This window comes from Micromonospora sp. NPDC003816, assembly GCF_042874705.1.
Classification (GTDB): domain Bacteria; phylum Actinomycetota; class Actinomycetes; order Mycobacteriales; family Micromonosporaceae; genus Micromonospora.
Genome location: NZ_JBIANP010000024.1, coordinates 1 through 12474, shown reverse-complemented (window position 1 = coordinate 12474; position 12474 = coordinate 1). Strand labels below are relative to the sequence as shown.

General features: G+C 71.9%; 9 protein-coding genes. 4 read left to right on the top strand and 5 right to left on the bottom strand.

From position 1 onward, the window contains the following. Positions 1-213 precede the first annotated feature (213 nt). The gene (locus ACFYTT_RS30935; RefSeq protein WP_387264524.1) at positions 214-1800 is read left to right on the top strand and encodes a hypothetical protein; all 1587 of its coding nucleotides are present in this window, start codon (positions 214-216) and stop codon (positions 1798-1800) included. A 19-nt stretch (positions 1801-1819) separates the two neighbouring features. Here ACFYTT_RS30935 and ACFYTT_RS30930 read toward each other — a convergent pair whose 3' ends face one another. Beyond that, positions 1820-2662, bottom strand: a complete 843-nt coding sequence (locus ACFYTT_RS30930; protein ID WP_176094316.1) for a helix-turn-helix transcriptional regulator — start codon at positions 2660-2662, stop codon at positions 1820-1822. Between the two features lie 178 nt (positions 2663-2840). Here ACFYTT_RS30930 and ACFYTT_RS30925 point away from each other — a divergent pair, with 178 nt between their 5' ends. Then, entirely contained in the window at positions 2841-3785 is a 945-nt protein-coding gene (locus ACFYTT_RS30925; protein WP_387264522.1) for an SDR family oxidoreductase, read from the top strand. A gap of 70 nt (positions 3786-3855) precedes the next feature. Here ACFYTT_RS30925 and ACFYTT_RS30920 read toward each other — a convergent pair whose 3' ends face one another. The 4 genes from ACFYTT_RS30920 to ACFYTT_RS30905 form a co-directional block, all read right to left on the bottom strand. Next, positions 3856-5232 carry a GH1 family beta-glucosidase gene (locus ACFYTT_RS30920; RefSeq protein WP_387264520.1) on the bottom strand — a complete coding sequence of 459 codons (1377 nt, stop codon included), beginning with the start codon at positions 5230-5232 and terminating at the stop codon, positions 3856-3858. A gap of 35 nt (positions 5233-5267) precedes the next feature. Continuing rightward, the gene (locus tag ACFYTT_RS30915; protein ID WP_131052660.1) at positions 5268-6107 is read right to left on the bottom strand and encodes a carbohydrate ABC transporter permease; all 840 of its coding nucleotides are present in this window, start codon (positions 6105-6107) and stop codon (positions 5268-5270) included. After that, positions 6100-7074, bottom strand: coding sequence for a carbohydrate ABC transporter permease (locus ACFYTT_RS30910; RefSeq protein WP_131052661.1), 975 nt, complete (start codon positions 7072-7074; stop codon positions 6100-6102). Before ACFYTT_RS30910 ends, ACFYTT_RS30915 begins: the two co-directional genes overlap by 8 nt. Positions 7075-7140: 66 nt before the next feature. Further along, complete coding sequence (locus ACFYTT_RS30905) at positions 7141-8436, bottom strand: ABC transporter substrate-binding protein (RefSeq protein WP_387264517.1); 1296 nt, start codon at positions 8434-8436, stop codon at positions 7141-7143. 214 nt (positions 8437-8650) lie between these two features. Between ACFYTT_RS30905 and ACFYTT_RS30900 the strand changes: the two genes are divergently transcribed. Together ACFYTT_RS30900 and ACFYTT_RS30895 are read left to right on the top strand one after the other, a co-directional pair. Further along, positions 8651-9850, top strand: coding sequence for an ROK family transcriptional regulator (locus ACFYTT_RS30900; protein ID WP_387264515.1), 1200 nt, complete (start codon positions 8651-8653; stop codon positions 9848-9850). A 266-nt stretch (positions 9851-10116) separates the two neighbouring features. Continuing rightward, on the top strand, positions 10117-12342 hold the full coding sequence (locus ACFYTT_RS30895) for a discoidin domain-containing protein (RefSeq protein ID WP_387264513.1): 2226 nt from the start codon (positions 10117-10119) through the stop codon (positions 12340-12342). Positions 12343-12474: the final 132 nt, after the last annotated feature.

Here is a 12474-nt window from a genome sequence, read left to right as displayed (position 1 = left end):
CTGTCTTGGAGTGACAAACCTCTATACCGAGACCCCGCCGTCCACGTCTACACCCCGCTTGACATCCACCACACCGCCCTAACTGAGCGGCATTGAGGTTAGGAGGGGTCCCCTGCTATGCATGAGGCGTTAGCAGGGGGCCCCTCCTTACATCCACACCTCGCCCGGCGACCTCGAGTCGCGGCGGTTGCCTGGGGTGATCAGAATGGCGGGATGACGCGTACCCGCTGGACCGCCCTGATCGCGGTGGCCGCTCTCGCGACGGTCGCCGGCTGCTCCGACGGGGCGGAGTCGGAGTTGCCGGTGCGGTCGGCGCCCCTGCCGGCCGAGGTGCGGGGGCTCGGTGCGGCGGTGTTGGCGGTGCCGGTGGCGGACGAGCGACGTAGCGACCTGGTCGGGTTGCTGGCGGTGGACCGGTTCGGGGACGACGTGGCGGGGGTGACGCCGGTCCGGCGGCACGTCGACCTCGCCCTGGGTGATCCCCGGTTCCCGACGGTCGCGCGAGGGCTGGCGGAGGACCGGCGGGACGCGCTGCTCGTGGGCGGTCGGCTGCGGGACGTCACGTTGCCCGAGCACACGTACGCCCGGGAGGTCACCGGCGTCGCTGCCGGGCTGTCGATCACGGGATCCCGGTGCCTCACGGTGACCGGCGAGGGTGCGATCGCGCAGCCGTCGGTGGAGGCGTCCTGCACGGCCGCCGAGCTGGGTGGTGTGATGTGGCAGGACCGGCCGCGCACCGGGTACGGGGGGATCGACCTGAAGACCGGAGCGGCGAGTCCGCCCGTGACGGTGCCGTCGTACCCGATCGCCGCCAGCGCGGACGGCCGCTACCTCGCGGCGCTCAGCAAGGATCGGCCCCGGCGGCTCGTCGTGGCGGACACCTCGAACGGGCGGTCCCGGCCCACCGTCGAGCTCGGCGGCGGGACCGTCCAGGGGGCGATGACAGAGGGCGGCTTCGCGGTGCTGCACCTGGTCGACCGGCAGCGGACGGTCAGTGTGGTCGCCCCGGACGGTGCGGTGCGGACCCTGCTCAGCCCGGTCGGGGAGGTCGCCTTCGCGCCGGACGGGAGTCGTGCCCTGGTGGTGGACACCCGCTCCGACAGTCGCCGGCTCGCCGTGCTCGATCTCTCGACGGGCGCGGTCACGCCGGTGGCGGACCTGCCGCCGATGACGGGGTCGGTGACCGCGACCGTGTCCGGGGACACCGCCCTGGTGGTGGACGTGCCGTTCGGGCCGGACTCCGGCGAGCCGACGCCGCGACCCACGCGCGCCTGGTCGGTGCGGCTCGCCGAGGCCACCGCGACGCCGCAGCCGAACCCGCCCGCCGCGTCGGCGGTGCTGGTACGCAAGACCGACACCCCGCCGGCCGTGGCGTCGACGGTGTCGGCGGTGATGTTCCAGCCGGGCGGCGAGACGCTCACCCTCAGTCCCGACGGTACGGTGACCACCACCCCGCCGGGAGCCACGCCCACCGCGAGCCTCGGTGGCGGTGCCGTGCTGCACACGCTGGTCGACTCCGACGGGGAGGAGCGGGCCGACCGGGTGTTGGTGACCGACGGGTCCGGCGGTGCGACCGAGGTGTCCACCGGTGCCGGCGACGACCAGCGTGTCGACCGGGTGATCCTCACTCCGGACGGTGGACATCTGTTGTTCTCGCTGCGTCCGACCCGTCCCCGGGGGCAGCCGAGCGATCTCGACGCCGTGGTGGTGGCGCGGCGCGACGGCTCCGGCGAACCGGTCGTCGTCTACCGGGGCGCGGTGCTGGCCGGTCTCGGTGTGGAGCAGACCAGCACCCCGTGACCGGGTGACGGTCGGGCGGTCAGTGCATCGCCTGGGTGCCGATGACGGCCAGTAGTTGCAGCTTCTCGTAGCTCTCGCTGCCGGGGACTGCGGTGTAGACGAGCAGCGAGTGGCCCTGCCCCGGGTCGACGAGCGCCTGGCAGGTCAGCTCCAGCATGCCGAGCTCGGGGTGGACGAAGTGTTTCACCTCGTGCGGGCGGATGCCGACCTCGTGGTCCTCCCACACCTGCCGGAACTCGTCGCTCTGGGTCAGGAGCAGGTCGGCCAGGTACGCGGCGCGGGAGCCGGGGCCGCGCAGCGTGACGATTTCGCGTAGTCCGGAGGCGAACATCCGGGTGAGGTGCGGGTGGTCGCGGGGGTCGTAGCGGGCGCGGGTATCCGGGTCGGTGAACCAGCGGTAGCCGATGCTGCGGGCCGGGCCCTGGTAGCGGGTCAGGTCGCCGGTGAGCGCGACACCGAGCGCGCTCTGTCGGAGCGTCTCGCCGAGTTCGGTGACGATCTCCGCGGGCGTGTCCTGGAGGCGGTCGAGGATGCGCAGCAGCCCCGGGCTGATGTGGGTGCCGGCGGCGCTGGGCGCGGGTGGGTTGTGCCCGGCGAGCCGGAACAGGTGGTCGCGCTCGTCGAGGGAGAGGTGCAGGCCCTGGGCGATGGAGGCGATCATCTGCTCCGAGGGTTGCGGGCCGCGTTCGCGTTCCAGCCGGGAGTAGTAGTCGGTCGACATGTGGCAGAGCGCCGCGACCTCCTCGCGCCGCAGCCCGCTCGTGCGGCGGCGTTGCCCGCGCGGCAGGCCGACGTCGGCGGGTTGCAGCGACTCGCGACGCCGCCGCAGGAACTGCGCCAGTCCGGTCCGGTCGATCGCCATGGGTGCCTCCTTCGGTGCCGCCTCGTTTCTACCGCCCGCGCCGGCCGGTAGCCACGGCCCGCCGATCCCCCCTTCGCCGCGCTGACCCGGCCGCGCGATCCGGGGATCGACGGTCCCTGAATAACGCCGCCGGGATCGCCGAGGGTGGAGACACCGACACGATCCCAGGAGTACGAACATGCCAGGTAAGACGATCGACATCAGCGTTCCCGACCTGTCCGGACAGCGGGCGGTCGTCACCGGCGCCAGCGACGGCATCGGGCTCGGCATCGCCACCCGGCTCGCCGCCGCCGGAGCCGAGGTGATCCTGCCGGTACGCAATCCGGGCAAGGGCGAGGCGGCGGTCGCCGCGATCCGCCGTCAGCACCCGAGGGCGACCGTGTCGCTGCGGGCGCTCGACCTCTCCTCGCTGGCCTCCGTCGCCACGCTGGGCGAGACGTTGCGTGCGGAGGGTCGGCCGATCCATCTCCTGGTCAACAACGCGGGTGTGATGACCCCGCCGCAGTTGCAACGCACTCCCGACGGGTTCGAGCTGCAGTTCGGCACCAACCATCTGGGGCACGTCGCGCTCGTGGGTCACCTGCTGCCGCTGCTGCGCGACGGTCGGGCGCGGGTGACGTCGCAGGTCAGCATCGCGGCGAACCGCAACGCCATCAACTGGGACGACCTGAACTGGGAGCGGTCGTACGACGGGATGCGCGCGTACAGCCAGTCCAAGATCGCATTCGGGCTGTTCGGGCTCGAACTGGACCGCCGCAGTCGGGCCCACGGCTGGGGTATCACCAGCAACCTGTCCCATCCGGGGGTCGCCCCGACCAGCCTGCTCGCCGCGCGTCCCGAGGTGGGTCGCCAGCGGGACACCATGGGCCGACACATGATCCAGACCATGTCCAGGCTCGGCGTCGTCGTGGGCACGGTCCGGACCGCGCAGCTTCCCGCCCTGTACGCCGCCACCTCCCCCGCCGCCGTCGGTGGCCGGTTCTACGGGCCGAGCGGCATCGGGAACCTGGGAGGTGCGCCGGCCGAGCAGAAGCTCTACTCCCGGTTGGGTGACGCCGCCGAGGCGCAGCGCGTCTGGCGGGTGTCGGAGAAGTTGACGTCGGTGTCGTACCCGACCGACTGAGGCGAGTGCGGTGGGTGCCCCGGATGCCGCCCGGCGCGGCACCCGGGGCGTCCCGGGCCCCGTCGGCCCGTCATCCGCGTACCGCGACGGGATCGACCGTCGCGGTACGCCGCTGGTGGGTGCGGATCAGGTCGGCGTAGCGGGCACCGCTGGCCTTGAGCGTGCGCCGCTGGGTGGCGTAGTCGACGTGCACCAGGCCGAAACGCTTGTCGTAGCCGTACGCCCACTCGAAGTTGTCCAGCAGGGACCAGGCGAAGTAGCCGGTCACCGGGGCGCCCCGGTTCACCGCCGCCGCGCACGCCGCCAGGTGCCGTTCCAGGTGGTCGGTGCGTTCCGGGTCGGTGACGGTGCCGTCGGCGGCGACCACGTCCGGCCAGGCCGAGCCGCTCTCGGTGACCAGGATGCGGGGCGGGGCGTACTCCTGGCCGACCTCGACCAGCAGGCGTTCCAGGCCGGCCGGATGCACCTCCCAGTCCATCGCGGTGTGCGGCACGTCGGGCACCGGCACCTGCCGGGCGTACGGTGCCGGGCCGTCCGGGTCGTCGGCGGCGACCTGCCGGAAGTAGTAGTTGACGCCGAGGAAGTCGGTCGGGGTGGCGATGATCGCGAGGTCGTCGCCGCGCACCGGCGGTTCCACGCCGTAGGTGGCGACCATGTCGGTCGGGTAGCCCCGGCCGTGCAGCGGATCCAGCCACCAGCGGTTGACGTGCCCGTCGAGTCGGCGGGCGGCGGCCAGGTCGGCGGGTCGGTCGCTGGCCGGGTCGATCGGGCTGAGGTTGAGCACCGGCCCGATCGACGCGGGGGCGGCGGCGTGCGCCCGGATCGCGGTGGTGGCCAGACCGTGGCCGAGCAGCACGTGGTGGGCGGTGTGCACGGCACGGCCCAGGTCCCGCTCGCCGGGGGCCATCCGCCCTTCGAGGTGACCGATCCAGGCGACGCAGAGCGGCTCGTTCACGGTGCACCAGTCGGTGACCCGGTCGCCGAGGCGGGCCGCGACCACGGCGGCGTAGTCGGCGAACGCCTCGGCGGTGTCCCGCTGCGGCCAGCCGCCCCGGTCCTGCATCGCCTGCGGCAGGTCCCAGTGGTAGAGCGTGACGAAGGGGCGGATCCCGGCGGCCAGCAGCGCGTCGGTCAGCCGGTCGTAGAAGTCCAGCCCGGCGGCGTTGACCGGGCCGACGCCGTCGGGTCGGACCCGGGGCCAGGCCACCGAGAAGCGGTACGCCTCGACGCCGAGCTCGCGCATCAGCGCCACGTCCTGCGGCCACCGGTGGTAGTGGTCGCAGGCGACCTCGCCGGTGTCGCCGTTGTCGATGGCACCCGGCCGGGTGCAGAAGGTGTCCCAGATGGAGGGTCTGCGGCCGTCGGCGTGGACGGCGCCCTCGATCTGGTAGGCCGAGGTGGCGACTCCCCAGAGGAAGTCGGGCGGCAGCGGGGACAGGTCCGGCACGGGCGGGTTCTCCTCGGTTATCACGGTGGACGGGCTCACTTGACCGCACCGGCGGTGAGGCCGGCGACGAAGTAGCGCTGCAACGCCAGGAAGCCGGCGACCACCGGCACGCTGACCACCAGCGAGGCGGCCATCACCTGGTTCCAGTAGACGTTGAACTGGGTGGAGTAGCCCTGGAGGCCGACGGCGAGGGTGCGGCTGCTCTCGTTGGTCAGCACCGAGGCGAACAGCACCTCGCCCCAGGCGGTCATGAAGGCGTACACGGTCACCGCGACCACGCCGGGCACCGCCGCCGGCAGCACCACCTGGAACAGGGTGCGCAGCGGGCCGGCGCCGTCGACCTGGGCGGCCTCGTCGAGCCCGCGCGGGATCGAGTCGAAGTAGCCGACCAGCATCCAGATCGAGAACGGCAGCGAGAAGGTGAGGTACGTGATGATCAGGCCGGTGCGGGTGGCGTAGAGCGCGATGCCGGTGGCGTTGCCCAGGTTGACGTAGATCAGGAACAGCGGCAGCAGGAACAGGATGCCGGGGAACATCTGGGTGGAGAGCACGGTCACCGAGAAGATCTGGCGGCCCCGGAACCGGTAGCGGCTGACCGCGTACGCGGCGAAGACCGCCACAGTGACCGAGAAGAGGGCCGCCACGCTCGCCACCAGCAGACTGTTGAGCAGGTACCGGCCGAGCGGGACGGTCGACCACATGTCCACGAACGCCTGCACGGTCGGGCGTCGGGGCCACCAGGTGAAGGCGGCCTGCACGTCCTGCAACGGTTTGAGCGCCGAGCTGACCATCACGTAGAGCGGGACGAGCACGAACCCGGCGAGCAGCGTCAGCACGATCCGGCGGGACCAGCGTTCGGCGGCGGTCTCACGCATCGTTCCTCCGTCGGTTGGTCAGCAGCAGGTATCCGGCGGTGACCAGCAGCAGGAACAGCAGCAGCACCACCGACATGGCCGAGCCGGTGCCGAAGTCCCAGGTCTGGAAGGAGCTGCGGTAGATGTGCAGCGAGATCAGGTCGGCCTCGGCCGGTGCCGAGCCGCCGAAGAGCACGTACGGGGTGTTGAAGTCGTTGAACGTCCAGAGGAAGAGCACCAGCAGCAGCACCAGGTTGACCGGGCGCAGCATCGGCAGGGTCACCGAGCGCAGCCGACGCCAGAACCCGGCGCCGTCCATGGCGGCGGCCTCGTACAACTCGTCGGGGATGTTCTGCAGCCCGGCCATGATGCAGAGGAAGGCGAAGGGCCAGGTCCGCCAGATCGACACGATCAGCAGCGCGACGAAGCTGTTGTCGCCGATCAGCCAGAACGGTGGCTCGTCGACCAACCCCAACTGGTCGACCAGCACGTGGTTGACCAGGCCGGTGTCGCGCTGGAACAGGAAGGTCCAGGTGATCACGGCGGTGTAGACCGGCAGCGCGTACGGGGTGAGGAACAGTGCGCGCAGCACCGCCCGGCCCCGGAAGGGGCGTTGCAGCAGGACGGCGGCGGTGGTGCCGAGCACCCAGGACAGCCCGACGGAGAGCACCGTGTAGACGACGGTGACCCGGAACGAGCGCAGCAGTTCGGCTCCGGCGGCGGAGTCGACGTCCAGCACGACGCGGTAGTTGTCCAGCCCGACGAAGGGTGCGCCGGACCAGTCGCGGATGTGGAACTGGGTGAGTTCCAGCAGGCTCATCCACGTGCCGACGAGCATCGGCACGACGTGGATCGCCAGCTCCAGCACGATGGCCGGGGCGAGCAGGAGGTACGGCAGCAGCGAGCGGCGGGGTCGGCGGGAGCGTCGTCGCGCGGGCGGCCCGGTTTCGGTGGGGGTGCCGACGGGCGGCGAGGTGGTGACGGCCATCAGGGTCCTTCCGCAGGCTGGCCGTGGGAGGGTCGGCGGGCACCTCCCACGGCCAGCGGTCCGTGGTCAGCGCATCTGCTGCTGGGCCCGGGTCAACTTCTCCCGGACGCTGTCCTCGGTGACCGGCCTGCCACTGGCCGCGTCGGCGAAGAGTTCCTTGATGGGGGTGCCGACCAGGGTCTCGAAGGTGCTCTCCTCGGGCACCTGCGGCAGCGGGGCCGCGCTGGTGGCCAGCGTCTGGGCGAGGACCTTCTGCTCGTCGGCGGCGAACGCCGGGTCGGCGGCGACGGTGTTGACCGCCGGCAGCGAGCCGTACGTCTTGTTCAGCGTCACCTGCGCGGTGTCGCTGGTCATGAACTTGACGAAGTCCAGTGCGCCGTCGAGGTTCCCGGTGTGCTTGAACACGGCGATGTTGATGCCGGCGACCATGCTGTTGACCTGCTTGCCGCCGGCCGGCGGGGTGGCCGGGAACGGCACCGGCGCCACCCCGTACGCGTCCGGGGCCATGTTCTGTGACCGCAGGTTGGCTCCGGCGGCCTGCCAGAGCAGCATGGCGGCCTTGCCGTTGGCGAAGTCGGAGACCGACTGGTTCTGCGCGTACTCGGCGTTGCTCGGGTTGACGATCTTGTCGGCGGCCATCAGGTCGACGTAGCGCTTGACGGCCGCGACGTTCTGCGGGGTGTCGAAGCTGGGCTTGCCGGCCGCGTCGAACCAGTCGCCGCCGTACTGCTGGCCGAAGGTGAAGGCGTGGTGGGCGTTCTCCGAGGGGTTGGCGCCCTCCACGGCCAGGCCCCACCTGCCGTCGCCGGTGAGCTTCTTCCCGACCTCGGTCAACTCCTCCCAGGTGGTCGGCGGGGCGGTGACGCCGGCGTCGGCGAACGCCTTCTTGTTGTAGTACAGCGCGTAGGCGAGGCTGTAGAGCGGGACGGCGGCCGGCGGCTTGTCGGCGGCACCGGCGGCGGCCAGGGCGGCGGGGACGAAGCGGTCCTTGCCGCCGATCTTGTCGAGCGTGGCGTCGTCGAACTCGACCAGCGCGCCGGTGGCCTGCAACGAGGCCGACCAGGTGTTGCCGATGTTGACCACGTCCGGGCCCTGCCCGGTGGTGGCCGCGGCGAGCAGCCGGTTGAGCAGGTCCGACCAGGGGACCACCTCGACGTTGACCGTGATGCCGGTCTGCTGGGTGAACCTGTCCAGCTCGGGCTGGAGGATCGCCTTGTCGGCCTCCAGGCTGGCGCCCTGGTTGCTGGCCCAGTAGGTGAGGGTCTTGCCGGACCCGCCGGAGGAGTCGCCGGAGCCGCAGGCGGTGAGCGACGCGGCGGCCAGCACGGTCGCGGTGAGGATCGCGAGGTGTCGTCTCGACACGGTCTGCCCTTTCGATGGGGGTGGTGGGGACGCCGGTCGGGCCCGGGAGGACGGGGCAGGGTGGGCGGGACCGGGCGGTAGGTGGAGGCGGAGAGGCTCCCGCCGGGTTACATCACGGCTTAATTAATGTCGTCATTAAAATGGCTCGGCGGGGGGCCGTCAAGCACGGGCCGTACAGTCGCCCCGGGGCGGGCCGATCAGGATGAGGTGACACGTGGAGCTGGCGCGGGCGACGAACCGCAGCGTCCGGGTGCGCAACCGGTCGGCCCTGCTGTCCCGGATCTTCCTCGACGGCCCGCTGACCCGGCAGGATCTCGTCCGCAGCACCGGCCTGAGCCAGCCGGCGGTGAGCAACGTCGTCGGCGACCTGATCGACGAGGGCCTGGTGATGGAGGCCGGTGCCGCCGAGTCCGACGGTGGCCGACCGAGCATGATGCTGCGGATCGCGCCCCGGCACGCCGTGGTCGTCGGGGTGGACGTCGGCGAGACCCGGGTCCGGGTCGAGCTGTTCGACCTGGCGATGATCCTGCTGGCCAGCGCCGAGTACCCGTTGGAGGACGGCGGCACCGAGCCGGCCACGGTGGCCGGGCACGTGCTGACCGGCATCGACCGGGTGCTCGCCGAGGCCGACGCACGCCACGACGAGGTCCTCGGCGTCGGCATCGGCGTCTCCGGGGTGGTCGAGCAGGGCGACCGGGCCGTGGTGGACGCGCAGACCCTCGGCTGGGACCACGTGCCGCTGGAACGCCTGATCGCCGAGGGCACCGACCTGCCGCTGCACATCGACAACGGCGCCAAGACCCTCGGCCAGGCCGAGATGTGGTTCGGTGCCGGCCGGGGCGCCCGGCACGCGGTGTTCGCCCTGGTCGGCTCCGGTGTCGGCGCGTCCGTGGTGACCAACGGCGTCACCTACCGGGGCGCGTCCAGCAGCGCCGGCGAGTGGGGGCACACCACCCTCGTGTACGGCGGACGCCCCTGCCGCTGCGGCGCCCGGGGCTGCCTTGAGGCGTACGTCGGGGCCGAGGCGATCATCGACCGCTATCGCGAGGCCCGGCGCGGTCGGGCGGTGCCCGGAGCCGACGAGGAGTCGCAGATCGCCGCGCTGGTGGCGGCGGCCGAGACGTCGTCGACCGCCCGCCGGGTGCTCGACGAGACGGCCGACTACCTGGGCGCCGGGGTCGCCAACCTGATCAACCTGTTCAACCCCGAGCGGGTGGTGCTGGGCGGCTGGGCCGTCATGGCGTTGGCCGAGCTGCTGCCCGCCGTCCGGGCCGCCGCCGGTCGCCAGGCGCTGCGCCTGCCGTACGCCCAGGTCTCGATCGAGCTGGGCGAACTCGGCGTGGACGCGGTGGCGCTCGGTGCGGCCACCCTGCCGATCGCCCGGCTGCTCGCCACCGGCGGCGTCCGTCGCTGAACGACAAAGCGAACCTTCGGGATAAATAACGAAGTTATAGATCGATGTCTTGACGCCGCCGTGTCGCCACCGCAACACTCTGCGGCAGACGCCCCGGCGTCCACGGTGCCCTCCCGGCGGCACCACCCTCGGTGCGAGGAAAGGCCCCTGCCAACGCCTGCGGTAGTAGCGGGGTCCCCTCCTCACACCCGGCCTCACCACCAGCCCGTCCCGTCCCGCACCCCGTCGCGCCCGACGTCCGCACCCCACGACCGACAGGCGACGTCATGACCGCACGCGCACCCCACGCACCGCCACCGCACCTCCGCCGACGACCCACCACCCGGCGCCTGCTCGCCGGGCTGGCGGTGACCCTGGTCGCCGCCCTCGTCCCGACCGTCGGCGCGGCACCCGCCCAGGCCGCGCCCACCCTGCTGTCCCAGGGCCGCCCGGCCACCGCGTCCTCCACCGAGGGTGGCGCCTACCCCGCCTCGGCCGCCGTCGACGGCAACTCCGGCACCCGCTGGTCCAGCGCGTTCGGCGACCCGCAGTGGCTCCGAGTCGACCTGGGCGTCCGGGCCACCCTCACCCAGGTCACGTTGGCCTGGGAGGCCGCGCACGCCCGTGCCTTCCAGATCCAGGTCTCCGACGACGGCGCCGCCTGGACCACCGTGTACAGCACGGGTACCGCGACCGGCGGCACCCAGACCGTCGCCGTCAGCGGCGCCGGCCGCTACGTGCGGATGTACGGCACCCAGCGGGCCACCGGATACGGCTACTCGCTGTGGGAGTTCCAGGTCTGGGGCGAGACCGGCGGCGGCACCGGTGACCCGGTCGAGCCGACCGACCCGCGTAACCCGAACCTCGGCCCGAACACGTTCGTCTTCGACCCGTCCACCCCCACCGCCACCATCCAGAGCCGGCTGAACACGCTCTTCACCCAGCAGGAGACCAACCAGTTCGGGCCGCAGCGCTACGCCGTGCTGTTCAAGCCCGGCACCTACACCGCCGACGTCAACCTCGGCTTCTTCACCCAGGTCGCCGGACTCGGCATGTCACCCGACGACGTCAACCTCAACGGGCACGTGCGGGTCGAGGCGAACTGGTTCAACGGCAACGCCACCCAGAACTTCTGGCGGGCCGCCGAGAACCTGTCGGTGACGCTGCCCGCCGGGGTGCAGGTGGAACGCTGGGCGGTGTCGCAGGCCGCACCGTACCGGCGCATGCACCTGCGCGGCGCGCAGAACCAGATCCAACTCTGGAACGGCCACGACGGCTGGTCCAGCGGCGGCCTGATGGCCGACACCCGCATCGACGGCCTGGTCGTCTCCGGCTCACAACAGCAGTGGTATTCCCGCAACAGCGAGTTCGGCAACGGCTGGACCGGCTCGGTGTGGAACATGGTCTTCCAGGGCGTGGCCGGCGCACCCGCACCGAGCTTCCCCAACCCGTCGCACACCGTCGTCCCCACCACCCCCGTGGTGCGGGAGAAGCCGTTCCTCTACGTCGACGGCACCGGCGAGTACCGCGTCTTCGTGCCCGCGCTGCGCACCAACTCCACCGGCACCACCTGGTACAACAAGACCCCCGCCGGCTCGTCGATCTCGTTGGCCGACTTCTTCGTCGTCCGGCCCGGCACCTCGGCGGCCACCATCAACGCCGCCCTCACCCAGGGCAAGAACCTGCTGTTCACCCCCGGCGTGCACCGGGTCACCGCACCGATCCAGGTCAACCGGGCCAACACGGTGATCCTCGGCCTCGGCCTGGCCACCATCCAGACCGACAACGGCACCGTCGGCATGCGGGTCGCCGACGTGGACGGCGTCAAGGTCGCCGGCATCATGTTCGAGGCCGGCACCACCACCTCACCGGTCCTGATGGAGGTCGGCCCGTCCGGCTCGTCGGCCGACCACGCCGCCAACCCCACCTCGCTGCACGACGTCTTCTTCCGCATCGGCGGACCGGGCGTCGGCCGCGCCACCACCAGCCTCGTCGTCAACAGCGACGACGTGATCGGCGACCACATGTGGCTGTGGCGCGCCGACCACGGTGACGGCGTCGGCTGGACCGTCAACACCGCCGACACCGGGCTGGTCGTCAACGGCGACGACGTCACCATGTACGGCCTCTTCGTCGAGCACTACCAGAAGTACCAGACGATCTGGAACGGCGACCGCGGGCGCACGTACTTCTACCAGAACGAACTGCCGTACGACCCGCCGAACCAGGCCGCCTGGATGAACGGGTCGACCCGGGGTTACGCCGCGTACAAGGTGGCCGACTCGGTGACCGGTCACCAGGCGTGGGGGCTGGGCAGCTACGCCTACTTCAACGTCGACCCGTCGGTGGTCGCCGAACGCTCCTTCGAGGTCCCGAACAACCCGAACGTGCGCTTCACCAACATGGTGACCGTGTCGCTCGGCGGCGTCGGCACCATCAACCGGATGATCAACAACGCCGGGAACACGGTCAACAGCGCCAACCAGGTCGCGTACCTGACCACCTACCCGTAGGACCACCGTCGGGGGGGGGGGCCGGGGCCCCCCCCCCCCCGCCCCCCGGGGCCCCCGCCCCCGGGGGGGGCGCCCAGGGCCCCCCCCCCCCCCCGCCGGGGGCGGGCCCCGCGCCCCCCCGCGAAACGGAAC